The organism is Chitinophaga sp. Cy-1792, from assembly GCF_011752935.1.
In the GTDB taxonomy this organism is placed as follows: Bacteria; Bacteroidota; Bacteroidia; order Chitinophagales; family Chitinophagaceae; genus Chitinophaga.
This window is the reverse complement of the sequence record NZ_VWWO01000001.1, coordinates 1,475,642-1,500,971: the sequence shown is the minus strand read 5'-3', so window position 1 is coordinate 1,500,971 and position 25,330 is coordinate 1,475,642. Positions and strand designations below refer to the sequence as shown.

At 46.5% G+C, this 25,330-nt stretch carries 19 protein-coding genes; 4 read left to right on the top strand and 15 right to left on the bottom strand.

Translation table 11 applies throughout. The annotated features are described in order from the left end of the window. Positions 1–236 precede the first annotated feature (236 nt). The 8 genes from F3J22_RS06190 to F3J22_RS06155 form a co-directional block, all read right to left on the bottom strand. Positions 237–1,679, bottom strand: a complete 1,443-nt coding sequence (locus F3J22_RS06190) for a hybrid sensor histidine kinase/response regulator (protein ID WP_167015340.1) — start codon at positions 1,677–1,679, stop codon at positions 237–239. Between the two features lie 41 nt (positions 1,680–1,720). After that, the gene (locus tag F3J22_RS06185) at positions 1,721–3,142 is read right to left on the bottom strand and encodes an MDR family MFS transporter (protein ID WP_255492050.1); all 1,422 of its coding nucleotides are present in this window, start codon (positions 3,140–3,142) and stop codon (positions 1,721–1,723) included. After that, positions 3,139–3,486 carry a damage-inducible protein D gene (locus F3J22_RS06180; RefSeq protein WP_167015336.1) on the bottom strand — a complete coding sequence of 116 codons (348 nt, stop codon included), beginning with the start codon at positions 3,484–3,486 and terminating at the stop codon, positions 3,139–3,141. Before F3J22_RS06180 ends, F3J22_RS06185 begins: the two co-directional genes overlap by 4 nt. Next, entirely contained in the window at positions 3,479–4,426 is a 948-nt protein-coding gene (locus F3J22_RS06175; RefSeq protein ID WP_167015334.1) for a DnaJ C-terminal domain-containing protein, read from the bottom strand. The genes F3J22_RS06180 and F3J22_RS06175 overlap by 8 nt, the downstream gene beginning before the upstream one ends. A gap of 100 nt (positions 4,427–4,526) precedes the next feature. Continuing rightward, the gene (gene glsA, locus F3J22_RS06170) at positions 4,527–5,549 is read right to left on the bottom strand and encodes a glutaminase A (protein WP_205195150.1); all 1,023 of its coding nucleotides are present in this window, start codon (positions 5,547–5,549) and stop codon (positions 4,527–4,529) included. A 10-nt stretch (positions 5,550–5,559) separates the two neighbouring features. Next, on the bottom strand, positions 5,560–6,852 hold the full coding sequence (locus tag F3J22_RS06165; protein WP_167015332.1) for a DcaP family trimeric outer membrane transporter: 1,293 nt from the start codon (positions 6,850–6,852) through the stop codon (positions 5,560–5,562). A 15-nt stretch (positions 6,853–6,867) separates the two neighbouring features. Next, the gene (locus F3J22_RS06160; protein WP_167015330.1) at positions 6,868–8,304 is read right to left on the bottom strand and encodes an APC family permease; all 1,437 of its coding nucleotides are present in this window, start codon (positions 8,302–8,304) and stop codon (positions 6,868–6,870) included. 90 nt (positions 8,305–8,394) lie between these two features. Then, on the bottom strand, positions 8,395–9,801 hold the full coding sequence (locus tag F3J22_RS06155) for a glutamate decarboxylase (protein ID WP_167015328.1): 1,407 nt from the start codon (positions 9,799–9,801) through the stop codon (positions 8,395–8,397). A gap of 299 nt (positions 9,802–10,100) precedes the next feature. Here F3J22_RS06155 and F3J22_RS06150 point away from each other — a divergent pair, with 299 nt between their 5' ends. Beyond that, a complete protein-coding gene (locus F3J22_RS06150) occupies positions 10,101–10,349 on the top strand; it encodes a hypothetical protein (protein ID WP_167015326.1) in 249 nt (82 codons plus the stop codon). Positions 10,350–10,356: 7 nt separating this feature from the next. Here F3J22_RS06150 and F3J22_RS06145 read toward each other — a convergent pair whose 3' ends face one another. The 4 genes from F3J22_RS06145 to F3J22_RS06130 form a co-directional block, all read right to left on the bottom strand. Then, positions 10,357–11,217 carry a DUF4249 domain-containing protein gene (locus F3J22_RS06145; protein ID WP_167015324.1) on the bottom strand — a complete coding sequence of 287 codons (861 nt, stop codon included), beginning with the start codon at positions 11,215–11,217 and terminating at the stop codon, positions 10,357–10,359. Positions 11,218–11,221: 4 nt separating this feature from the next. Continuing rightward, positions 11,222–13,858 (bottom strand): carboxypeptidase-like regulatory domain-containing protein, encoded by a 2,637-nt coding sequence (locus F3J22_RS06140; protein WP_167015322.1) that lies wholly within the window; start codon positions 13,856–13,858, stop codon positions 11,222–11,224. A 36-nt stretch (positions 13,859–13,894) separates the two neighbouring features. Next, positions 13,895–14,884, bottom strand: a complete 990-nt coding sequence (locus F3J22_RS06135) for a FecR family protein (protein WP_167015320.1) — start codon at positions 14,882–14,884, stop codon at positions 13,895–13,897. Between the two features lie 165 nt (positions 14,885–15,049). Then, on the bottom strand, positions 15,050–15,565 hold the full coding sequence (locus F3J22_RS06130) for an RNA polymerase sigma-70 factor (RefSeq protein WP_167015318.1): 516 nt from the start codon (positions 15,563–15,565) through the stop codon (positions 15,050–15,052). Between the two features lie 186 nt (positions 15,566–15,751). Between F3J22_RS06130 and F3J22_RS06125 the strand changes: the two genes are divergently transcribed. Continuing rightward, positions 15,752–16,777 carry a quinone-dependent dihydroorotate dehydrogenase gene (locus F3J22_RS06125; RefSeq protein WP_167015316.1) on the top strand — a complete coding sequence of 342 codons (1,026 nt, stop codon included), beginning with the start codon at positions 15,752–15,754 and terminating at the stop codon, positions 16,775–16,777. A 26-nt stretch (positions 16,778–16,803) separates the two neighbouring features. Continuing rightward, positions 16,804–17,592 (top strand): TerC family protein, encoded by a 789-nt coding sequence (locus F3J22_RS06120; protein ID WP_167015314.1) that lies wholly within the window; start codon positions 16,804–16,806, stop codon positions 17,590–17,592. A gap of 991 nt (positions 17,593–18,583) precedes the next feature. Here the strand turns inward: F3J22_RS06120 and F3J22_RS06115 are convergent. The 3 genes from F3J22_RS06115 to dnaB all read right to left on the bottom strand — a co-directional run bounded on the left by F3J22_RS06115 (position 18,584) and on the right by dnaB (position 22,340). Next, positions 18,584–19,291 (bottom strand): 16S rRNA (uracil(1498)-N(3))-methyltransferase, encoded by a 708-nt coding sequence (locus tag F3J22_RS06115; RefSeq protein WP_167015312.1) that lies wholly within the window; start codon positions 19,289–19,291, stop codon positions 18,584–18,586. A gap of 25 nt (positions 19,292–19,316) precedes the next feature. Beyond that, complete coding sequence (locus tag F3J22_RS06110; RefSeq protein WP_167015310.1) at positions 19,317–20,675, bottom strand: MATE family efflux transporter; 1,359 nt, start codon at positions 20,673–20,675, stop codon at positions 19,317–19,319. A gap of 93 nt (positions 20,676–20,768) precedes the next feature. Continuing rightward, entirely contained in the window at positions 20,769–22,340 is a 1,572-nt protein-coding gene (gene dnaB / locus F3J22_RS06105; RefSeq protein ID WP_167015308.1) for a replicative DNA helicase, read from the bottom strand. A gap of 557 nt (positions 22,341–22,897) precedes the next feature. Between dnaB and pheT the strand changes: the two genes are divergently transcribed. Continuing rightward, positions 22,898–25,327 carry a phenylalanine--tRNA ligase subunit beta gene (pheT, locus tag F3J22_RS06100; protein ID WP_167015306.1) on the top strand — a complete coding sequence of 810 codons (2,430 nt, stop codon included), beginning with the start codon at positions 22,898–22,900 and terminating at the stop codon, positions 25,325–25,327. Positions 25,328–25,330 lie beyond the last annotated feature (3 nt).

Here is a 25,330-nt window from a genome sequence, read left to right as displayed (position 1 = left end):
ACTACCAGAGGTACTTTAATGATTTTGATGCAATAGCGAGGCTTTATGCTGAATGCAATAAGCACGCAGCTTTTCAGTAGGGTGGCTAAAATCGGTTTGTCAGTAAAAAATTGACTTTATAATCTGCTGATTGTAAATTATTAGCAGGAGCTTTTCGGTAGGGTGGTTAAAACAAGTAGGTATAATTCGGCCTGAAAGATAGCGGTTATTTTATCAATTTTAACTTTTTTTTCTGATCAGGCAATACGCGGAAAGGTAATAAAAAAGCTGGAACCTTCTCCCGGCTTACTTTTCACAGTGATGCGTCCCTTGTGGTTCAGGATAATATTCTGTGTAGCCGTAAGCCCCAATCCGGTTCCCTTAGTTTTACTGGTGAAAAATGGCTCAAAAAGTTTACTCATATTTTCATCAGATATACCGCTACCGTTATCGGTTATACGTAGCTGTATATAATATTTATCCGTATCGGTAGAGATTGCCAAAACGCCCTGGCTTGGCGACATTGCCTCTATACCATTAATGATGATATTTAACAGTGCAATGATCAGCTTTTCTTCATCGGCCATCATCATGGCCTGGGTATCGGTGAAGTTTTTGTTTACCTGGATGCTGTTGAGTTGCAGTCTGTCGGAAGCAAGTACCAACGCCTTTTCTACCATATCGTTGATATTCACTGGCTGCATGGTCAGCTCCACCATCTTGGTAGATTGCAGCAGCTCCGTTACCAGTTGGTTGATACGATGACAGTTTCGCTCCATGATATCCAGGTATAGCTGCCCTTCTTCAGATTCAGCCATCGGCTCCATTTTCAGCTGAGAGGTGGCCAGCAATATGTTGGTGAGCGGATTACGCACTTCATGGGCTACCATGCGGGCTATGCGACCAGTAATTGCAAACTTTTCCTGTTGCTGCTTTTCTCTGGCTTTCTGCTTCTGCAAGGTCACATCCTGGATAATACAGAGGTAATGCTCGTTCTTTTCGTCCAGCAGCGATATGTTCATCATCACTTCCAGCAACAGGCCGGCCTGACTCTGAAAAAGATATTCCAGTTGTCCTGCCGGATGATGCGCCAGCGACCGGGATGCAAATACCAGCTTATCTTCATCCCTGGCAATCAGGTCAGAGAGGCACATATGGTAAAGGTGGTCATCTCCATAACCCAACACCTTTACTGCGGCGGGATTCGCTGCTATTATACGCTGCTGGTCATCTACCAGTAAAATAATATCGTTGGATTTCTCAAATATGCTGAAATATCTTTTCTCACTCTTCTCTATAACAGAAAGATGTGCAAACTTATCTAGTGTATACCTGATGGCTCTTTCCAGCAACGCGCCATTGATCTCGCTTTTAACGAGATAATCAGAGGCGCCGGCTTCCATGGCCTCTTTATCGATGAGGTAGTCGCCTTTACCGGTGAAAAGAATAACGGGAGCATTGTAATCCAGCTGACGGAAATATTTCAGCACGTCAATGCCGGTATGACTGCCTAAGCGGTAATCAACCAGGTATAAGTCATGCGCCTGGGTGGCGATTGCTTTTAAACCATTGTTATAGGAAGATGCCCACTCCAGTGTGTACTGATCCGGAGAGATGTCCTGCAGGAGTGCATTTACTAAATAAAAATCATCTTCATCATCATCGATCATGAGGATTCGTTTCTTTCCGGTCGCAGGCATGTTTAAAAAATTAGTTCTGCAAAGGTCTTCAAAAATTATTCCTAAGTATCAATATGTTTATCTGCTTCTTTGAGCACTACGTTCCGGCGGGGCATAAACCACGCAGGGATCAGGGTTACCAGCAGAATGATCATGGAGATATGAAAACCTTGCCGCAAAGCCAGATGATGTGCCCGCATGTTACTTACACCGGCAAGAACGTTTTCGTTGTAGGTAGCCTGGGTAATAATGGCCAGCATGGCGATTCCCAGCGCACCACCTACCTGCTGCATCAGCGTACTGATACTGGATGCCATGGTCACCTCTTCGGGTCTTACGGCACTCAGTGTGGCAGCATTGAGCGGCGCCAGCAGCAGCCCCATTCCCAGCCCGCGTATCACCATGGTGATGATCACACTTTGCATACCACTGTGCGAATCGAGGCGGGCAAACAGGAACATGGAAACTGCCAGCAACAAAATCCCCATCAGCGATATTTCCCGGCTGCCATGCTTGTCCGACCAGCGGCCGGCAAAAGGCATCAGCGCTGCCATAAATACAGAATTGGGTAATATCAGCAGCCCCGACATGCCTTCAGAATACCCCATCTGTTCCTGCAAAAGGAAAGGCATCAGAAACAGCCCGCCAAACAGGGCCGCTGCCCTGGATATCGTTACCAGGATACAACTGACAAAGGAATAATTTTCAAACAGGTGCAGGTCTATGATAGGTGTTTTCACACGCCTGTCTATGCCGACAAAGGCAATCAATGCAAGCAATGCAATGCTCAGTATAATAAGGATCTGGGGAGATGTTATCCCCACTCTTTCTGCTTTGGCGATACCATATTGCAGACATACCAGAAATATGGTCAGTGCGGTAAACCCTGCCAGATCAAATGGCAGCTTGATTTTTGGCTGCTTACGCAATATGCCTAAATACCGGAAGGCCAAATATACCGTCAGGATACCGATGGGCAGATTGATATAGAAGATTGATGGCCAGCCGAATTTTTCGGTGAGGATACCACCGAGTGTAGGGCCGATGGCCGGTCCTACGAGGTTGCCGAGTCCCCACCAGCCCAATATGGTACCCCGTATGCGTGAAGGGAAAACATACGAAATGATTGCCATGGACGTAGGCGCCATGGCGCCGCCTCCCAATGCCTGGATCACCCTGGCCGCCAGCAGCGACGGCAGGTTATCAGACAATGCACACATTAAAGACCCAATGGTAAAGATACTGATAGCACCAAGGTAGAGGTTAAAGAAGCCTATTCTGTTTTTAAGCCAGTTGGTGAGTGGCATGAGCACAGAAAAACTCAGCATATAAACGGTGATAACCCATTCTATTTCATCGAGGGTACAATTGAACTGCCGGCTCATCACAGGAAGGGATATGTTCACGATACTGGAATCTATCCCGGCCATGATAGTTCCCATGATAATGACAATTAGGATTCCCGTCCTGTTTACGTCTCTCATACGCGGTCTTTCATCATAAAAATGAGTTGTGCTTTTGCTACTACCGGATTCAACGGATTGCAGTTGATCATAAAGAGATAGGTAGCCAGTTCAGACAGCTGCCAGTCGGTAATCATTTCTCCGTCTTTGAAGAGGTATACCTTTTTGAAGTTATAGTTTACCGGGATCTGTAGCGCTGCACAGGCATGCATAGCACGGTCCAGCGGCTCCTGGGCCAGGCTCGATTCAGGATAGCCCAGTTCCTGCATGATTTCACTGGCGGTATATAACATCGGAGGATTATTCAGCTGCGAAATCCTTTCCGTGGCAATTACTTCTTCGAGATAATCGAATAACCTAAGCATGGCCATGTGCGTTTAGTTGTGAAAGTTGCTCAAACAATTCTTTTTCCTTGTCGGTAAGGTGAGTAGGAATATGTACTACCGTTTTTATATAAAGATCACCGGCCTCGCCTTTGTTGTCGTATGCCGGCATTCCTTTTCCTTTGAGTCTGAAAACCTTGCCACTGTCTGTTCCTGCGGGGATGTTCATGTTCAGTGTGCTTCCGGGGGTAGGTACGTTGATTTTACCTCCCAGGATAGCGGTGTATAGCGGTACGGCAACGTCTCCGTGTAAGTCTTGTCCTTTCAGTTCATAGCCGGGATGTGGGGCCAGTTGTATGGTAATCAGCAAATCGCCGTTTTCTCCGCCTTTCCGGCCCGGGTTTCCTTTTCCTTTGAGTCGGATCACCTGTCCTTCGTAGAGGCCCGGTTTAAGCTTAATATTCAGCCTGCTGCCACCTACTTCTACCTGCCTGGTGGCGCCGCTGTAGGCATCGGCCAGGGAAACTTCCATGGTTGCCTGTACATCACGGCCTCTGGCGGTGCTTTGGGCACGTCTTCCGCCGGCGCCTCCTGAAAACCGGCTGCCGAAAAGCTGTTCGAAGAAGTCCGAGAAATTCCCTTCTCCTCCAAACATATCTTCCATATTACCGGAATAGTGGTATTGTTGTCCGCCGCCACCACCGCCGCCATATTGCGACCAGTCGAAGTCTTCCGGACGACCACCATGTTGTTCGTAATACTTATAGTTTTCACCAAACTGGTCGTATTTCTTTCTTTTGTCGGCATCACTGAGCACTTCGTAGGCTTCATTGATTTCCTTAAATTTCTCTTCTGCAGCTTTATCACCGGGATTTTTGTCGGGGTGATATTTCACTGCCAGTTTACGATAGGCTTTTTTGATCTGTTCTGCCGTTGAACTCTTCTCTACGCCCAGAATCTTGTAATAATCCTTAACATCCATAATTATAAAACTTGTTATGGTGAGAACTTGTTCTATGAAATTACGGAATAGTGGAGATTTTTTTGGAACTGCCGGTCATGGAACGGCAGTTCCAGAAAAATTAATTTCTTCCGTCGAGCAAGTTCAGCCCGAGCTTATCTACCATATATTTCACTGCTAACTGACCTTTTACGCTATTGCCGGCTTTGTCCAGTGGTGGCGCAAATACAGCAATGGCCAGCTTACCGGGCACTACTGCGATTATACCGCCGCCTACGCCGCTTTTGCCGGGAAGTCCGGTAGCGTATACCCAGTCGCCGGTAGAATCGTATAAGCCTTCAGTGATCATATTAGCCAGTATTTTAGGGCAATATTCGGGTTTAATCACCTGTTCTTTAGTAATCGGGTTTCTGCCTGCATTGGCCAGGGTCCCTGCCATTACAGCCAGGTCTTTTGCGCTGGTACCGTAAGAGCAGCCTTTGGTATACAGGTCTACTGATACATCTACATCATCATAAAACCTGCCATAAGAATAGAGCAAATAGGCGATCGCTTTATTATGCTGATTGGTGGCGCTTTCCGACTGATATAACTTATCGATCACGGGTAAACGCCGTCCTGCAAATTTGGCAAAGATGTCATCAATTCTTTGCCATTTTGCCGCACTGTTGGGTGCCTTTACAAAGCTGTTGGTAGCCATGGCCCCGGCATTTACCAGCGGATTCACCGCCCTGGCAGGCTCCAGCTCCACTGCCAGCACAGAGTTGAATGGCATACCGGTAGCATTAACGCCGATACTGTCTTCAATGGCTTTAGGACCATGGTCCATCATGGCCAGCGCCAGTACAAATACTTTTGAAATGGATTCAATACCAAACTCATATTTGGCATCTCCTACTTCATATAACTTGCCGTCGGCAGTACAAATTGCAATACCATAGAGCTTTGAGTCCACATCGGCCAGAAATGGAATGTAGCTGGCATTAGCCCCGCCAGGCGCGTTTTTGAATTTCTCATAAGCCTCGTTCATAACAGCCTTGAGATTGGCTTCTGTCAGGCTTTCTTTGGCTTTCTGCGCCATCACACTGCTACCGGTAAGCAGTAATACCACCAATGCGAAGAAAATGGAGTTAATGCGTTTCATAAGGTTTGCTTTAGAATTTGTACATCATAGATACCTGTAGTCTGCTGTTGTTACCATCCTGTTTATCAATAATAAGATGCTTGCCATACAGGTATTCCAGACCAAATTTTACAAATGAAGAAGGATAGTACAGCAGGTTTATCACACCGTACTGCGTAGATTTAAAATCTGTCTGGGGCTGCCATTGCTGATCATCCAGCTGTAAAAAACCATAGCCCAGTGATGTACTGAGCTTATCGCTCCACCAGTGATCATAAAACCCCATCACACCGAATACGGGGATGGATTTCAATGCAGTCTGCGACTTCGCGACTGCATCGTATCCGCCACCACCCAGATCATTGAAATATCGTGCAATACCTTGTCCGTACGTTACCTGGTACACGAAATTGTCCTTGATCCTGGGATTGATTTCAATTACACCGGTGAGGTTTGCACCCCAGCCAATGGTGGTATGGGAATCCTGTAACCTGTCATCAAAGGTAATGGGATGGAACAGACCCGCCAGTTGAATATGACTGCCTTCCGTAAAGGTGTGCCTGAACTGCAGCACCGCATCCGGGAAAAGCGTCCGGGCAGACATGCCCGAGTCAACCGGAAATTTCACATCGCTTCCAGGATTTTCGAGACTGAAAGCCAATGTGGTTTTGCGCGATAAAGGTTGTGTATATCTTACCTGAATCTGACGAACAAATACCATCGCGTTAGGTCCTTCATAATCCAATGTATTCGGGAACACGTCGATATCCATAAATGCCGACCAGTACTGACCTGCGCCCCATCTTCCCAACTCTCCCCAGGCATGACGCAAACGTGGTACTGAAGAACCATCCGGATTGAAAAGATCAAATTCCAGGATGGTTTTCAGTTTACCTAATTTGGTGTCTGATTCTGATCCTATGGTCAGGCGCGTCTGACGCGGAGAAAAGGCAATATTCCCCTTAGACGCATTGTTGATGGGAATAGACGATGGCACAAAGGCCTGCGTATTTCCCGGTTGTTTAAAATCATATATGAAATCTGCCTGCACAAATCCACCTATTGTCAGTTTGGTATTCATGAAATCAGCTACCACAAACCCTCCGTATTTGCCCGATTCCAATGCACTTCTCGTCTGTGTTCTGTTCTGCGGCTGCGGCCTTCCGATACGGCTCTGGATACGGTTTACCTTCGCTTCCAGACTATCAATTCTCCTCAGCAAACTATCTGTATCTACCTGTGCATAAACATTACTGACGGCGATTATCAGGAACATACCTGTAAGTAAAAAACCAATACCTGAAAGTCTTAGAAATTTTATCATAGATGCCGGTTTATATTACAGGTGAGTATGTGGTTCTTTGGCAATGAGCAGTGGGATAGCCACAAAGATGATTGTTCCTCCTGCCACCATTGCCACATAGGAAGCCGGACTTCCGACAGGCAGCTGCGTTGGCGGGAAAAACGCCACCACAAAGGAGAACAGCGTAGCCACAAAACCAATACCTGCAAAAAACCACATGCCGCCGTTTCCGCCAGGCACCTTGTACGACCTTGGCAAATCCGGGTCTGTATATCTCAGCTTAATACCTACCGCATACATCATCAGATACATAATCAGGTATAAACCAATGGTGAGCGCACTTAACAGGAAGAATGCAACACTCACATTATCCATGACGAAGTACAGTGATGATAGTACGGTAACGATACAACCCTGTACTATCAGAATATTTATCTGGATACCGTTTTTATTTGTTTTAGACCAGAATGGAGGCAACACACCTTCTTTGGCCGTCCACAGCAAACCACGGCTGGGCCCCGCAATCCAGGAAGTAACCCCTGCCAGCACCCCAAAAGCCGCCAATATGCCAATGATACTGGTAGCCCACGGCACGCCATTCTTATCGAAAATAAACCTGAAAGCCTCCATCAATCCAGCTTGTAAATCTATCTGATCATAAGGCAATACAGTAGCCACCGCCAGCGAACCAAAGGTGAACAACGCAAAGATGATAATACCCGCCAGTCCTATAGCTTTTGGAAAATCCTTCTGCGGATCAGGTAATTTTTCTGCATTTACCGCATGTACTTCCACACCGGCAAACAGTAACAGAATACCCGCCAGGAAAGCGATATCACCCATGCTTTGAATATTGGGAACCCAGCGTGGGTGCAATGTTCCACCAACATCTTTTACAATAGAAGCAACATTTTCTCTGGGATGCAAAAATTGTATTTCTTCTCCCTTGAAAATATATATGATAGCGATGAGGATTATAACGACACCTGGTATAACAGTACCTAAAATGAAACCATAGCTGGTTACCTTACTGATCAGTTCCGTTCCTTTGAAAGCCAGCAGCGTAGCCCCCCAGTAAATTACAATAGAGAATATTCCAACAAAGGTACCGTTATTGGCCAGTTCCGGCTTACCGATCGTATAGGCAATACAGGCTGCAGCAAAAGCAAGAACGGTAGGATACCAAACTACATTTTGTATCCATTGCAACCAGATGGCGAGAAAGCCCATCCTGGAGCCATAACCGGCTTTGATCCAGGTGTATACGCCGCCTCCTTTACTACTGAAGGCGCTACCTAATTCGGCAGCTACCAGTGATGCAGGAATAAGATATAGAAACGTGGCAAAACCAATATAAAAGAACATGGTCAGCTCTTCTTTCGCCATCATGGGCAAGCCTCGCAAACTGATTACCGCAGCAGCAGTCATCAGGGCCAGACTCGTAGTGGTGATCTTAGCAGATGCAGATGCCATACGCGTCAGAGAATTTAATGGGATGAAAAAACAACTGGCAGCATGCTGTTATCCGGATCGGATAATACACGCTGCCAGTCGAAATCTTACTTAGTTATGTGCATAACCTCCTGCTTCTTCCCTTGTAAGAGGAACAGAAATAGGGTGTTTCTGGAAGTAGTCTATAGCACGCTTAATATCCTTGATAAGCAGATCTGCCATATCCCTGCTGAATCCATGACGCACCAGTATACGCTGAATAACGACATTATCCATTTTTGATGGCAACGGATAAGCGGCTATCTGCCAGCCTCTCATGCGCAAACGGTCACTCAGATCGTACAGTGAGAAACCAGGATTCAGGCCTTCCTTGATACGCCAGGAAGCACCTGGTAATCCGCCACGGCCATCATAGAACAAATCGAAATATCCCAGCTCCTTGATCGCGTCAGCGATGTATTGTGCATGTGATAAATTCGTTTCCATGATACGTTTGTAACCTTCACGGCCCAATCGTAGCAGCAGGTAATACTGTGCAATGATTTGTCCGCCAGGGCGCGAGAAGTTCAGGGCAAAGGTTGGCATGTTGCCACCCAGGTAATTCACCCAGAAGATCAGGTCGTCCGGCAGATCTTCTTTATCTCTCCACACTACCCAACCCACTCCCAATGGAGCAAGCCCATACTTATGACCGGAAGCGTTGATAGATTTCACTCTTGGTAAACGGAAATCCCATTCCAGTTCAGGGGTCACGAAAGGCGCGATGAATGCGCCACTGGCGGCATCTACGTGAATAGGGATATCCAGGCCTTTTTCTTTCTGGAGTTTGTCCAATGCTGCGGCTACTGCTTTCACATCTTCGTACATACAGGTGAAAGTAACGCCCAGCGTAGGTACTACACCGATAGTATTTTCATCACAACGCGCAATCACATCATCAGGGTGCATGGTCAGGCGACCTTCCTGCAGCGGAATTTCGCGGATTTCCACATCAAAATAACGGGCAAATTTATGCCAGCATATCTGTACGGCGCCGGTAATAATATTTGGTTTGGAGGTATCTTTTCCTGCAGCTTCTCTCTTCTTGCGCCAGCGCCATTTCAGCGCCAGGCCTCCCAGCATCGCGGCTTCACTGGAACCTGTGGTAGAGCAACCCATCGTGGTAGCTGCTGCCGGAGAATTCCAGAGATCTGCCAGGATCTTTACACAACGGGCCTCTATTTCTGCAGTCTGCGGATATTCATCCTTATCGATCATGTTTTTGTCGATGCAGTCATTCATAAGCTCATGAATCTCATCGTCCATCCATGTCTGACAAAAGGTTGCCAAATTCTGTTTGGCGTTTCCATCCATCAGCAACTCGTCTTTCAGCAGGGCATATACGTTTGCGGGCATATGCTCATGGTCAGGCAGTTTATCTTTTACAATCCCTTCCCGCATATAAGGTGAGGTGTAAATATCCTCCGCCAGCGAAGGCTTTCCATCCGTTTGGGCGCGACTTAAAATTTGTAAGGGCATACAAAAATCGATTTGATGAATGATCTGGTTTCCAGGAGATCAGAGGTAGCCATTGGGATAATTGGACAAATCCGATGATTACGAATACTAGTAGACAATGATAATCAGATAGATATCGACGATATTTCAGCGGGCAACCAACTTCGCCCGGGGTAAGAATAGAACACCTGTAATTTGAAAATGTTCATCCCCAATTACATAGGCATAAAATGATCACAAAAAATTCATAGAAAAAATTAGTTCGTTGTGCAACTAATTCGCTTTTGGGTTGTTATAGCGGAAAGTAATTCAATTTTCACATGGATTGGGATGAGATCTTAGATCCTCTGTCACCTTATTTTCAAGAAGCTATGGAAGAACAGCTACGAATAGTTAACATGCAGGACGGCATTGTCACAGCAGCAACAAAGCTGGCAGCAGAGCACTTTCCGCTGGTTAATAAGCTGTCGGAAGCCGGACGAAAAAAACTGCAAAGGATCATTATCAATCAGTCGGTTCAGATGGCCAATGCCATTCATGAAGCCTTAGTCAGCGAACAGGAGTCGTAACAACGCCTTAGTCAACTTTAAAAACAAGCTTATTAGCATTTATGCCAGCAACGATACCATAACCATTAATGACATTTGTGAAAACCCGTACAGGTTCCGACACAATATCTCCGTTGCCTTCCGCCTGAGCGGTGGCTGTTTTCAGGTATTGCCAGGCATCGTAGGAAAGTGCCGTTACTTCCACCATCAATTTACCGGTAGTGGGAACAGGATCCTGCGTCTGTAATACAAAAGTTACTTCTCTGCCATCAAAACGGCTGTCGCTCATAATCAGGCTGGTACTTTGTACCGTAGAAATGATATCTACCAGGTTATTGTTAAATGCGGGATCCAGCTTGAAATACAGGGCAGACAACGGCCTATTTGCCGTATCAATATTGAAGACACGGATCTGGTAATAATCGTGGGAACCGGGGTTATCTTTCAGGATAAATTTTATCCTGTTACTCCCTCTTTGTGCCGTAGCTTCAGCTGCCTGCGGTTTTGCGGGCAGGGTATCTGCTGCCTCCACCGGCGTGAGTCCGGCGGCGGATGCTGCTACTTTATACCGGTGTCCGCGTGTTGCCGGCTGCGACGAAACATAATACCACTTTCCCTGTATCTGCTGGCGACTTAAAGCCATTACAGTACCTTTTTCATCTGTCAGTGAAACGGTAACATCAGGGAGTTCTTCGAAGGCGCTTTCGTCGTATATATTTACCGGCACACTACGTGTCACCCGCACATATACCGGCGAATCCTGCTGCATCATGGTATTGACAACCAGTTTATTGCCTTCATACACCAGCGTGATATTCACTGGCTTCTCGCAGGCCATACTGAGTATAGCCAATAACGTTAGTAGTAAAAATATATGCCGGTATCTCATCTGATCAAAATTTAACTGCATAGGAAACACTTGGTAACATAGGCAGGATAACGAGTTTGGACAGATATCGCTGCTGCGCGATATCATCCCGTTTCATGTAATAATAAAATGAGTTCATCTGGTTATAAACATTAAACACACTGAAACTCCAGGCCCTGGACCAGTGTTTTTTCTGTTTAGACCAGGTAATGCTGATGTCCAGCCGGTGCGACACTTCGGTACGGTAATTATACCGGTTGGCGTACCGGTCTACCGGAATAGTAGGACTGGTAACCGGGTCCCATGGCGATCCCGTGCCCTGGCCTTCATAGCTGGAAACGGGCAATGTCAGCGGTGTACCGGTGGTAAACCTCCACGCAGCGGAGGCATCCCAGTTTTTGGAAATATGCTGATTGACCACCACTTCCACATCGTGGCGGTGGTCGTATTTGTAAGGATATGGCTTACCATCGTTGATAGCCGCGAATTGCCGTTCACTCCATGCCAGCGTATATCCTATCCATCCCGTAGTACTACCTTTTTTCTTTGCTACCAGGAACTCACCGCCATAACTCCATCCTTTACCGGTAGCTACGCGCTGGTCCCATTTCAGTACATCTGTAGAAAAAATCCCTGTCGACTCCGTGTATTCGATCATGTTATACATGTTCTTGTAATACCCTTCCAGCGTGAATTCCCACTTTTGTCCATTTGTAGTTTTGCAGATGCCTGCCGCGATTTGCCGGGAAGTCATTGGCCCCACCCGCTCCGTTGCCGGCACCCATATATCGGTTGGCAACGAGGCTATATTATTACTGAGGAGATGAATATATTGATTCATATGCGTGTATGCCAGTTTAACAGCCCAGTTGCGTGGCAGCATGTAACGCAGTCCCAGCCTTGGTTGCAGACTACTATAAAATTTCCCGGACACGAAAAATCCACTGGCATGCAATCCTATATTTGCGTATAGGGAAGGGGTAATCTGCCATTCATCTTCTCCATAAACCAACATTTCCAGACCTGTACTTACAGGCCCGCTGGCAGCGGTATCCAGCGGAACAATATTACTGCCTTTATCCACAAATGACGAGACCGCCGGTTTAAAGAAATTCAGCGTCCAGGAAGTACCAAACCTGATGCTATGGTGAGGATGTGGCCTGTAGTCGAAGTCAGCTTTAATACCTGCCGTTTCCATTTTAGAATAGTAGCGGCCGGATTGCTCTGCTTTTTCGCCTGCTACCGGAAGGCTATAGGTATAGCCCATTTCAGTATTGAAAACATATTGCGAATAGTTCAGGCTGATGTTTGAAAAAAGCCGTGGCCCATAGATATGATTCCAGCGTATTGCCCCGATTGTATTACCCCAACCTACTTTAAAACGGTCGAACTGGCTGATCAGATGTGTGCTATCTGCGATGGAAGAATCGCCAAGCTGATTGATATTCATATTATCTTCTCCCTTGTAGAAACTCAGGTATAGTCTGTCTTTGGGAGAGAATATATGATTGACTTTTGCATTGATATCGTAGAAATAGGCGTTTAACTTCGCTCTGGGACTCCCCTTATCTTCCAGCTCCATAATACTGTTATAGAGGATATCCGGGTAAGATCTTCTGGCAGATAAAACAAAGGACGTTTTATCCTTAATGATGGGTCCTTCCAGGTCGAATTTGGCAGAAATCAGGCCTATTGCCGCATTTCCGTGAAAATTCTTCATATCCCCGTCTTTCAGGGTGATGTCTACCACAGAAGAAAGTCGCCCACCGAAACGAGCCGGGAATGCGCCTTTATAGAGGTCTGTATTTTTGATTACGTCTGTATTGAGCAGGGAAAATACCCCGAAGAAATGCGAGAAATTGAAGATAGGCGAGCCATCCAGCAGGATCAGGTTCTGATCGGGGCTGCCGCCGCGTACATGGAGGCCGGCAACGCCGTCCATTCCGCCACTGACACCGGGTACAGACTGCAATGTTCTGAGCAGGTCAGTCTCTCCCAGCAGTTTCGGCTGGGCATTGACGGTAGCTGCTGAAATATTCACTTTGCTCATTTGTGTCTGGTCCTGGAGTTTGCCGCCTTCATCCGCATTAATGATGACTTCTTTCAGCCTGGCGGTAGGCTGCAAAGCAATGGTGCAGAGTTGGTCATTCAGTGTGGACAACTGTATCCGTTGGGAGGCATAGCCAATATAAGATACAACGATGACAGCGGTATCTATGGTCGTAAAACTAAAGAAACCAAATTCGTTGGTGATGGTGCCCTGTTGCAGTGCGGGCGAGAAGATAGTAGCGCCGGGGAGTCTTTCGCCGCTGGCAGCATCCTGGACAAAACCCGTGAAAGTGCGGGAAGGGTGAGGTGTTGGTGTTAATATGATTACATCACCAACACGGGAAAATGTAATTCCATCAGGGGCAAACAAATCCTGCAGCAACTTTTTAAGTTTTTGCTGATGGACAGTTACAGTAATTTTTCTGGATAAATTGACAAGGTCCCGGCTATACGAAAAGTTGATACCATAGGATTTCCCGAGCAAGTCACACACAGCCGACAGTGGCTGATTCTTTACCTCCAATGTTATCTTCGTTTGCCAATCCCATCCCAGAACCTGCAACGGCAGCGCTATAAATAGCATTACCGTTAGCAGTTTTCCGGCTAACGACATATTGGTTAAATTATAAAGTGTTTCAGATTATAGTGATCATCCACCTTTTTTCAGGTGAAACTGCCTATCGCCTGTCTGTTCCCACGAAGCAATTACACTCTTGGCCATGGTTTCCATTACATTTTTGATAGGCTCATTGACAAGTTTGGCCTTTACAGACATTTTCAGCAGGGAGGTATCATCCACGATGATTTGTACATCATATAATTCCCCTACTGTTTTGAGTGCTTCTTCCAGCGTTACATTTTCGAAGTCCAGCACTTTCTGCTCAGGATCTATTACACTGGCTGCAATCCGAAAATCTTTACCGTTCTTTTGCTTCAGGAGCATGCCTGGTGTCAGTACGGCGCTATCTACACGGTTATGGTCGATGACCATTACTTTACCGCTGCTGACATGCACCTGGAGGGTTGACTTTTCCGGTTCATAATCAACGGTAAACTTTGTTCCCAGCACGAGTACATCCGTACTTCCCAGCGTCACGACAAAAGGTTGTTCTGAGTTGGCGGCCACATCGAAGGAAGCGGTGCCACGGAGCATTACCTGTCTGTTGTTGCTGTTGAACCCTCTGGCAACGTTGAGTCTGGAGGCTTCTCCTTTCAGCTGAATATGGCTGCCATCGGCCAGGGTAGCCTGTACCGGACCTGCAAAGCGTTCTGACGGGCGTTTCAGGAAAATCCAGGTGGCAGCAACGACCAGCACCAGGATCACGGCGGCGGCTTTCCATAGTCTGGATACGGAAACGGAGCGCAGTGGCGACTTTCCGGCGGCTGGCGGGGCATAGGTTTCTGCAACGTCCAGCTGGCGGAAGAGCTGATTCCATGAATTGTCAGTATCTGCTTTGGTGGCATACTGCTGTTTGGTGGCAGTATCCAGTACTTTCCGCAACGAATCCAGCAACTGTTGGTTGTCCTTATGTTCTGTGAGCCATCCGTCTACCCATGCACGTTCGCCGGCATCTGCCTCATTGAGCAGATACTTGCATAGCATTGTATACAGTGCTTCATCAGAAAACGAAGGTATCATTACAGTTGCGTGTTTTTGGTCCTAATGATCAGGTATTGACTGAGCGTTGGGGTGAGGCCGGTAACAGCATTTTTTGCAGTTATCCTGCTACAGCCGACTTTCAGTATCCTGTAAATATCAGACGCACCAGGGGAGTCCTTTCCCCTATTCCGGAAAAATATTTTTTCAGAACAGGAAGATAGCCAGTAATGGCAGGTATTCCTTTAATTCCTGGTGCAGAATTTTAAGTGCTTTACCCATTTGATTTTCAACCGTTTTCACGGAAATATTCATGGTTTGAGCAATTTCTGCATATTTCATATGCTGATGCCTGGAGAGCATGAAAACTTCGCGGCACCTTTCCGGCAGGCGTTCCAGTGCCTGCTGATAAAGTTTTTCCAGTTCTCTTACCTCAGCGGCCTGCGTAGCGTTATCCCTGCTCAGCCCATAGGCATTTTCCTTTTCGTTGCGCACGGAAGCCTTGCGCCATTGGCTAATGGCCGCATTCCTGATTGCAGAAAACAGGTATGCCTTTACGGGACCGGTGATAGCGATTGTATCCCTTTTTTCCCATATTTTCAGAAATACCTGCTGTACAATTTCCTCTGCTTCGTGCTGATCACCGGTATAATGAATAGCAAAAGCCAGGCAATGACCATGGTTTTCCCTGAACAGTTCTTCGAATGTTTGGAGCGCCAACATGATGAGGTGCAAATATAAACGTTCTGTGCAGAAAGCGTAAACAGAAAGCCTTACAGCAGCAGCTTTAGCAAAACTTTAATATGTGACAACATGTTTATTGAATGATTACACCTCAAAAATTAAAGCTACATCCAGGGGAATATCGCTTGCTCCTTTGCTGGAAAAAAATATAACTTTGTGCCCGCAATGTACAACCTGATCAAGAAAATACTTTTCCGCTATCCGCCGGAAAACATCCACCACAGCGTAATGCGTGGTATGAAGACAATCTATTCCCTTCCTTTGGGCAAACAGCTGTTAGGCGCGTTTTGCGGCGTGAAGGATAAGGGCCTGGAAAGAGAAGTTTTTGGCCTCAAATTTTCCAACCCTGTTGGACTGGCCGCAGGTTTCGATAAAGATGCGAAGTACATTGACGAACTGGCCGCCCTGGGCTTCGGTTTCGTGGAAATTGGCACCGTGACCCCTGTTGCGCAGCCAGGAAATGACCTGCCAAGATTATTCAGGTTACCGGCAGATCAGGCACTGATCAACCGCATGGGCTTCAACAATGAAGGCGCTCCGGCTGCTGCAGCCAGATTGAAACACAAAAAATCCAACATTATTGTAGGTGGCAACATCGGCAAAAATAAAGTTACCCCTAACGAAGAAGCTGTCAGCGACTACGAAAAATGCTTCCATGCACTTTTTGATGTGGTAGACTACTTCGTGGTAAATGTGAGCTCACCCAACACGCCTAATCTGCGTGCACTCCAGGAAAAAGAACCGTTGAAACAGTTGCTGCACCACCTGCAACAGCTCAACAACCAAAAGCCGGCAAGCAAACCTATATTACTGAAAATAGCACCAGATCTCACTACAGAACAACTGGACGATATTATCGAGATCGTTCAGGATACAAAAATCGCAGGTATCGTGGCTACCAATACTACTATCAGCCGCGAAGGGCTGGCAACACCAGCCGCGGAAGTAGATGCTATTGGCGCCGGCGGACTCAGTGGATTACCGGTAAAAGATAAGTCCACCTCCGTTATCAGATACATTCACAAAAAAAGTAATGGAAGTTTTCCCATTATTGCAGTAGGTGGCATATTTTCTGCTAACGATGCGCAGGAAAAATTAGATGCTGGTGCATCACTGGTACAGGTATATACCGGGTTTATTTATGAGGGGCCGACTATTGTGAAGAATATCTGTAACGGACTACGCCGGTAGCGCGTTTATCTGAACACTTAACCTATATGGAACAATTCCTCACTGCTGAGTCTCTCATCAGTTTATTTACCCTCGTGCTCATGGAGATCGTCCTGGGCATCGACAATGTTATCTTTGTATCTATTGTACTGAACAGGCTTCCCGCGGAAAAACGCGCCGCCGCCAGAAGAATCTGGATGATTGCCGGCATGGCCATCCGCATCATTCTGCTCCTTTGTATCGGCTACATCGTAAGAGCCGTACATCCGCTGTTTAGCATCGGCAGCCATGGATTCAGTCTCCGCGACCTCATCATGCTAGGTGGTGGCTTATTCCTGCTGGTTAAAACAACCCTGGAAATTCACCACAAACTGGAAGGGGAAGAAGAAGGTACCGGCAACGGCAAAACCAAGCCCGCAGCTTCTTTTGCCAATATCGTCGGACAAATCATCGTCATCGACACCGTCTTCTCTTTCGACAGTATCATTACTGCCGTAGGACTGGCACGTCAGATCCCTGTTATGATCATTGCGGTAGTGGTAGCGATGATCGTTATGTTCTTCTTTGCACCTAAGATCAGCGATTTTATTCACAAACACCCGACACTGAAAATGCTGGCGTTAAGTTTCCTCGTAATGGTGGGCGCCATCCTGATCGTGGAAGGCTGGAATGCAGAAGCAGCACACGACATGCACCTGAAGAACTATGTTTATTTTGCCATGGCCTTCTCTTTTGCCGTAGAACTGCTGAATATGCGCGTAAGGAAATCTACCGCCAAACCGGTAGAACTCAGAGAGCCCATAGAGCCAGAGAATCCTGCAAATCCCGGGAAATAAATGAATCTCGCAGACCAGGCGAATTCGTGGGAATAAACGAATACGATGAAACAAGCGCATCCCACGGCATTAACGAATCGTGCAGATTCATCAAATTCCTCAGTGCAGAGACATAAAAAACGCTCAACGACAAAGCACCAGGCATCAAAAGTTCTCAACGGAGTAAAAGAAACTACAGCCTTAAAAGAACACACAATAATACAAGCATGCAATCGCAATAAAAGCAATCAGCAACGCTGATACATCATTCAATCAGGAGTTGGCCATAGAAATGGCCAGCTCCTTTTTTTTGATTGAACTTTCTGATTGGTAAGCAATAAACAGGAAGATGAAAACAGCAACAACATAATACCGTTGCTGAAGAACACCCTCACTGCTCAGGGTTAATGTCAGCCGACTATGTTTCTCAGCCAACTATTGTCTGCATCCTGATTATTTGTCGTTAATCAGGGTACAAATGCAATAACAACCCCACTCTCTCCGGACTGACAGCCCCAGCCACTATACAGGCAGTCTGTTCCTCTTTAGATCACACCTGTTTAATCGCTGGTAATAAAGCCATTCAGTCCGGACCAGCAGTATAAACTATCACTCATCAATAAATTCCATGGCGGGAGCAGGAATACAATCCCGGAATCAGTCATCTTATGGAAAACGATACATATAAAACCAAATCAAAATCATGTTCATTATTAGTTGTTAGTCTTGAAAAAAGGTTGCCTGCATTAAACAGGCAACCATGCCTCCTACAGCTGATTAACCAAAATCAAAAAACCAATGATGCACTATCAACAACAGTATCGTTGTGAATTCATCAAGACAAAATTAAGTTTACAATACACACAAATCTTCACTGAACAGCCGTTTTAGAAAACGAACAAAATGAACAAATCATTCAGCAATGGTCATTCTTATTCTGATCCTATATCTACCTAAAACAAAAAGAGAGAAGCAAAATGCTTCTCTCTTTTTCTATATTTTTAAAAAAAATTTATGCCTTCATATTCATCATTACAACCGCTACCATTCCGGCTGTTTCTGTACGCAACCGCGTTTTACCAAGTGACACCGGTTTAAAACCCGCATCCATCGCCTGTTTTACCTCCTCAGGTGTAAAATCTCCTTCCGGTCCGATCAGGATAATTGTATTACGGCCAGCCTCCATCACATCTCCCAAATCCTGCTTCTGATCAGGCAGACAATGCGCAATAAACCGCTGCTCTTCTCCAAAAGATTGTACAACTTTCGAAAATGCCTGCGGCTCTTCCAGTACAGGCAGGTAGCATTGTTTAGACTGCAGCATGGCCGAAACCAGGATATTCTGTAACCGCTCAGCCTTGATCTTTTCTTTCTCTGTTCGATGGCTTACCAGCGGAATGATCGTTTGTACACCAATTTCAGCGGCTTTCTCCAGAAACCACTCAATGCGCGATGCATTTTTGGTAAAGGCAATGGCTATACGAAGTGCCGGCTCCGGCGCCGGCAGCTGCTCTTTTCCACTGATCTGTACCTGGCATTTCTTCCTGTTATCATCGATAATGACAGTTGTATACCTGCCACCACGGCCATCAGCAAGCAATACCTGGTCACCTTTTTCATGACGTAATACCTGGATACAATACTTGGAAGTATCCTCATTCATTGTATAAACCGTCATACTATCATTCAGTTCCGGCGCGTAAAATACAGGCAGTTCCATAATCCTTAATTTGTCTGCAAAATTCCTAAATTTCTGCTTGTGATTCCAGTTTTTTCGTTTTGGTATGGAATCGTACGAAAAGTAATACGGATGCTACCAGTAACCCCAGCAACAGTGCCCACCAAACGCCTTCTACGCCGAATCCTAAAGTAATCCCCAGGAAATAACCCAAAGGAATACCCAGTACCCAGTAAGCCAGCAGGGTAATTACCGTTGGGATGCGCACATCACCTAAGCCGCGCAGCACGCCCAATCCAACTACCTGTGTACCATCAAACAACTGGAAGAAAGCCGCAATGATCAGCAGTCGTGCTGCTATGCTTACCACCTGGTTATCCTGGATATAGAGTTGTGGCAACAGGTGATTGCCAAACATAAAGAGGAGAGCGGTAGTACCCATCAGCACCAGTACCATATGGTAACTGGCAATGGCAGACATGCGCAGGGATTTAAAATCACGGCGGCCGAAGTTATTTCCGCTCTTAATACCTGCAGCAGCAGAGATACCACTGGCCATCATGTAGGTCATGGCCGCCAGACTCAGTGCGATCTGGTGAGCGGCCAGTTCCGCAGCACCCATCCAGCCTACCATTACAGCGGCGCCACTAAAGGCACTCACTTCAAAGATGTACTGTAAGGCAACCGGCGTGCCTATGCCCAGGATTTTTTTGAGCGTAGCAGCTTTTATGTTTTCAAAATTGAAGTTTTGCAGATAAGCCTTAAACCTTGGCGAACGCAGCGCATAAATGGTCATCGTAACCCCCATCAGTAACCGGTCTGTAAAAGTGGCAATACCCACGCCTACAACACCCATGCGCGGCAATCCGAACAGGCCGTATACCAGTGATATACCGATGATGATATTGATGATATTCCCGATAATACTGATATTCATGGCCTGCCGTGTAAAGCCAAGCCCTTCGCAGAACTGTTTAAAGGTCAGGAACAGCATCAGCGGAATAAAGGAAAAGCCAAGATAGCGGAGGAATGGCCTCGCCTGTTCCACCACATCAGCTTCCTGTTTCAGCAGGTCCAAATGGGCACTGCCGAAATAGATCAGTATAGACAGCAGGACACCCACTGTCATATTTATTACCAGGCTGTTACTGAGCAGGTGACCGATCTGGCTTCTGTTGCCACGGCCATTTTCCTGTGCAATCAAAGGGGTTAGTCCGTACGACATGCCGATACCTGTTACCATGAATATGGAAAACAGGCCGTTACCTAATGATACGGCGGCCAGGGGTACTTTTCCGGTATGGCCGATGATCAGGCTGTCGGACAGCGCTACCAGGGTATGTCCCAGCTGGGAAATCACCACAGGATAGGCTAGATTAAAATTGTCTTTGTAATAGCTACTGTACTTAGCATATAGTTGTTTCATAGATTCATCTGTTATATCTACAGGTTATTAAATAAAAGTAAAAGGCCGTCTCTACATGGTAGAGACGGCCTTTTCGCAATAATATTATTAAAGCTAAAATGGTGCATCTTCCATACCATCGTCAAAGTCCATATCATTCATTTTGGACCCTTTCTGTATGTAGAGTTTTGCTTCGTCGTTGCCGCCGGCGCCGCCGCCATGTTGCTGGCGCATGCCAGCGAATGGGTTGCCACCGCCTGGGTTTTCCAGGGAACCGTCGTCTTCGAAGCGCTGGAATTCCAGTACTGCCCTGAGCTTGATGGTATCGAGCTGACCGTTACGGTGTTTGGCTATACGAACGTGGGTTTCACCCTTGTTGGATTCACCCATTTCATTGGTGTTGATTTCGTAGTATTCAGGACGGTAAAGGAACATAACCATGTCGGCATCCTGCTCGATCGCTCCGGATTCACGGAGGTCACTCAGCTGCGGCATTTTGTTACCGTCTTTACGTTTTTCCACGTCTCGGGAGAGCTGTGACAGTGCGATTACCGGCACCTGCAACTCTTTTGCGAGCCCTTTCAGGTCGCGGGAGATTTTGGAAATTTCCTGTTCACGATTGGATCCTCGTCCATCACCACTGCCGCTCATGAGCTGCAGGTAGTCGATGATGATTACACCGACGCCGTGGTTATGCACGAGGCGTCTACACTTGGCGCGGAGTTCGAAGATATTGAGTGCGGGGGTGTCGTCGATGAAGATGGGAGCTTTGGCCAGGCGTTCGATACCATGGGTCATCAGCTTTTTCATCTCATATTCTTCCAGCTTACCGCGGGAGATTTTCTCCAGTTTGATTTCAGATTCTGCGGAGAGGATACGTTGTACGATCTGTCCGGACGACATCTCCAAAGAGAATACGGCGGCTCCTTTCGGGAATCTTGGGTGCAGGGCGGCATTACGGGCCAGGTTCAGTGCAAACGCGGTTTTACCTACGGAAGGACGTGCCGCGATGATGATAAGGTCAGTAGATTGCCAGCCATAGGTTACTTTATCCAGAGAAGGGAACCCGGAAGGTACCCCTGTGATATCATCGCCTTTATTACGAAGGTCCTCGATACGTTTCATGGTATTCACGAGTACACGGTCGATGGAGTCGTAGTTTTTACGAAGGTGGTTATTGGTGATCTCAAACAGCTTCGATTCGGCACTGTCGAGCAGGTCGAATACGTCGGCCGTATCCTCATAGGATTCTGTGAGGATTTCACCGGAAATACGGATCAGTTCCCGCTGAATGAATTTCTGCAGGATGATACGGGCATGTGCTTCAATATTCGCTGAGGAAACAACCGCATTGGTGAGTTTCATCACGGTAAAGGGACCGCCTACAGCTTCCAGAGAGCCCATAGAGCGAAGTTCTTCCGTAACAGTGAGAATATCTACCGGCATTGATTTGGCCGCCAGCCGGGTCATAGCGGAAAATATGAGCTGGTGTGCTTCTACATAAAAACATTCTCCCTTCAGTATCTCTACCACAACGTCGAAAGCACCTTTTTCCAGCATGATGGCTCCCAAAACAGCTTCTTCCAGTTCCTTAGCCTGAGGCGGTACTTTTCCGTACACTAAGGACGACACCTCAATGGACGATTTTCGTCGCACATTGCGGTCTTTCTTGAGATTGAGATCCATTTATGGTCAGCTTATTAAAAAAAGTTAATAAAAGGTTACTGTTTGGGCTTTTCCTGGTGTTTTACAAATCTGATTGCATTATTCCCGCATTCTGAAGCTTATGCTACTTTATGAAATTGTAAATTTTTTCGAGCCGTACAAACTAAGGTAAAGGCATTTTTTCATTTATCATTAATCCTGCACGGTTTAAATTTATTAAGCTCCTTCAACAGGTTATTGACACGCCATACGCCAGTTTTCCACAGACAAAAACCAGTTTTCCACATAAAAGTAGGAAATTCCCGGGCAAAGGTCTGATTATTCACACACATTTGTGAAAAAAGATTATCCACATCAAATATTTTTTCTGCTAACCCTGCCGATATCAGCCATTTATCTGTTTTCAGCGAGATACCCACCAGTTATCTCCTATCTCAAAAGTCAATTCCATGGCGGAATACAGCACTTTTCCACCCTTATCCGTCCGCCCTTATGAGAAAATATCGCCACAGAGGAGAAACTCAGCCAGAATCCTTTAACTTTACGGCTCATATATATATAAACCGAGCAGACATAAAATGACGATTTCATACAACTGGCTATGTGATTATTTACCGGTGAAGCCTACGCCGGAGGAGTTGTCCACCATTTTAACACGTATAGGCCTGGAGGTAGAAAGCCTCGAACGATTTGAAGCTGTAAAAGGGAGTCTTGCCGGACTTGTGATTGGAGAGGTACTTACAGCTGAACAACACCCAAATGCAGACAAACTGCGACTGACCACCGTAAATACCGGTGGCGAAACCCCGCTTCATATCGTATGCGGCGCCCCAAATGTGGCCGTAGGACAGAAAGTAGTAGTAGCCACCATCGGTACTACCATCTACCCTGTTGGCGGTGAACCGCTGACAATGAAAAAAGCAAAAATCCGTGGTGAAGAATCAGAAGGGATGATCTGTGCTGAAGATGAAATCGGACTTGGCAAAAGCCACGCCGGTATCATGGTGCTCGACCCGTCGCTGGTACCAGGTACGCCTGCCAGCGAGATCTTTAAACCACAGCAGGACTGGATCTACGAAATTGGCCTTACACCTAACCGTATGGACGCCATGAGCCATATCGGTGTTGCCAAAGATGTATGCGCTTTCCTCAACAACCTGGAACATACTCATAAATATAAAGTACAGCTGCCGGCATTTACCTTACCTGCAGCCAGCGGCGAACCGCTGCCAATCAGCGTTACCATCGAAAATACCGATGGATGCCCGCGCTACTCCGGTATCAGCATCACCAACGTGAAAGTAGGCCCTTCTCCTGAATGGCTGAAAAACCACCTGGAAGCTATCGGGGTAAGATCTATCAACAACATTGTTGATATCACCAACTTCGTACTGCATGAAACAGGTCAGCCTTTGCATGCATTCGATGCGGATGCCGTAAAAGGCCAGGCTGTAGTGGTTAAAACACTGCCACAGGATACGCCTTTCGTTACCCTCGACGGTAAAGAAAGAAAACTGGACGCCACAGACCTGATGATCTGCAACGGCGCCGGCGAAGGTATGTGCATTGCCGGTGTATTCGGTGGTGAACATTCCGGCGTTACCGACAACACGACCCGTATTTTCCTGGAAAGTGCCTTCTTCAATGCGGGCATGATCCGTACCACTTCCTTCCGTCATGGCCTGCGCACAGATGCAGCTACCCGTTTCGAGAAAGGTGTGGATATCTCCAATACCATTTTTGCACTGGAACGCGCTGCAGCCCTCATCTGTGAATTGGGCGGCGGTCAGATCGCCTCTCCGGTGACGGATGTTTATCCAAGCGTAAAACGTAAGACAGAGGTGGAAACCACCTATGCTTACGTGCGTAAACTCAGCGGCAGCAACTATGGCGCTGATAAGATCAAAACCATCCTGGTAAGCCTGGGCTTCGATATCATCGCGGAAACGTCTGAAAGTCTGCGTGTTGCAGTTCCTTTCAGCAAACCTGATATCAGCCTGCCGGCAGATCTGGTTGAAGAAGTAATGCGTATTGATGGGCTTGATAATATTGAGATCCCATCCAGGGTAACTATTTCTCCGGCATTATCTGCCCAACCGGATGCAGAAAAGGTAAAGGAGAAAATTGCTGATTACCTGGCGGGTAATGGTTTCAATGAAATCTTTACCAACTCTATTACCAACAGTAAATATTATACACCGGAAGTACTGGAAACAGCGGTGAAGATGATGAACAGTCTGACCGTAGAACTGGATATCATGCGTCCTTCTATGCTGGAATCCGGACTGGAGGCTATTGGATACAATCTGAACCGTAAGAATGAAAACCTGTTATTCTTCGAGTTTGGTAAAACATATTTTGCGAAAGAAGTAGGTAAATACCTGGAAAACAATCACCTGTGTATGTATCTTACCGGAGCGCAAACGACCGAAACATGGATGCATAAATCCCGTCCGGTTGATTTTTACTTCCTGAAAGGTTATGTTATTAATATTCTGAACCAGCTGGGTTATAAAAATCTGGTATGGCAGGAAAGCGAAAGCAGCCTGAACCCTTCATGGGAGATAAAGGTTAAGAATCAAGTAGTTGTAACTCTTGGCGGAGTGCCGGCAGCGAAGTTGAAACAGTTTGATATCAGGCAGGCGGTATGGTTTGCAGATTTTAACTGGGATAAAATGCTGGGACTCTTGCAAAAAAGTGATAACTTTTACAAAGAAATACCACGTTTCCCGGCAGTACGCCGCGACCTGGCATTAGTGCTGGACAGGCAGGTGAAGTTTGCCGCTGTAGAATCTGCAGCAAAAGCAGTAAAATCACCGCTGTTACAGGAAATAAATCTGTTCGACGTGTTCGAGAGCGAAAAGTTGGGGGCAAACAAGAAATCTTACGCCGTTAGCTTCACCTTCCTGGATGCCCAGAAAACCCTCACCGACAAAGAAATTGACAGCGTGATGGATAAACTGGTGAAAAACTTCCAGACACAGTTACAGGCTGAAATAAGAAAATAATTT

Coding starts and splice junctions, on each gene's coding strand:
- F3J22_RS06160 (WP_167015330.1), bottom strand. CDS start 8,304: ATGGCATCTGCATCTGCTAAGATCACCACTACGAGTCTGGCCCTGATG.
- F3J22_RS06145 (WP_167015324.1), bottom strand. CDS start 11,217: ATGAGATACCGGCATATATTTTTACTACTAACGTTATTGGCTATACTC.
- F3J22_RS06165 (WP_167015332.1), bottom strand. CDS start 6,852: ATGATAAAATTTCTAAGACTTTCAGGTATTGGTTTTTTACTTACAGGT.
- pheT (WP_167015306.1), top strand. CDS start 22,898: ATGACGATTTCATACAACTGGCTATGTGATTATTTACCGGTGAAGCCT.
- F3J22_RS06155 (WP_167015328.1), bottom strand. CDS start 9,801: ATGCCCTTACAAATTTTAAGTCGCGCCCAAACGGATGGAAAGCCTTCG.
- F3J22_RS06125 (WP_167015316.1), top strand. CDS start 15,752: ATGTACAACCTGATCAAGAAAATACTTTTCCGCTATCCGCCGGAAAAC.
- F3J22_RS06180 (WP_167015336.1), bottom strand. CDS start 3,486: ATGCTTAGGTTATTCGATTATCTCGAAGAAGTAATTGCCACGGAAAGG.
- F3J22_RS06185 (WP_255492050.1), bottom strand. CDS start 3,142: ATGAGAGACGTAAACAGGACGGGAATCCTAATTGTCATTATCATGGGA.
- F3J22_RS06135 (WP_167015320.1), bottom strand. CDS start 14,884: ATGATACCTTCGTTTTCTGATGAAGCACTGTATACAATGCTATGCAAG.
- glsA (WP_205195150.1), bottom strand. CDS start 5,549: ATGAAACGCATTAACTCCATTTTCTTCGCATTGGTGGTATTACTGCTT.
- F3J22_RS06190 (WP_167015340.1), bottom strand. CDS start 1,679: ATGCCTGCGACCGGAAAGAAACGAATCCTCATGATCGATGATGATGAA.
- F3J22_RS06140 (WP_167015322.1), bottom strand. CDS start 13,858: ATGTCGTTAGCCGGAAAACTGCTAACGGTAATGCTATTTATAGCGCTG.
- dnaB (WP_167015308.1), bottom strand. CDS start 22,340: ATGGATCTCAATCTCAAGAAAGACCGCAATGTGCGACGAAAATCGTCC.
- F3J22_RS06115 (WP_167015312.1), bottom strand. CDS start 19,291: ATGGAACTGCCTGTATTTTACGCGCCGGAACTGAATGATAGTATGACG.
- F3J22_RS06110 (WP_167015310.1), bottom strand. CDS start 20,675: ATGAAACAACTATATGCTAAGTACAGTAGCTATTACAAAGACAATTTT.
- F3J22_RS06175 (WP_167015334.1), bottom strand. CDS start 4,426: ATGGATGTTAAGGATTATTACAAGATTCTGGGCGTAGAGAAGAGTTCA.
- F3J22_RS06150 (WP_167015326.1), top strand. CDS start 10,101: ATGGATTGGGATGAGATCTTAGATCCTCTGTCACCTTATTTTCAAGAA.
- F3J22_RS06120 (WP_167015314.1), top strand. CDS start 16,804: ATGGAACAATTCCTCACTGCTGAGTCTCTCATCAGTTTATTTACCCTC.
- F3J22_RS06130 (WP_167015318.1), bottom strand. CDS start 15,565: ATGTTGGCGCTCCAAACATTCGAAGAACTGTTCAGGGAAAACCATGGT.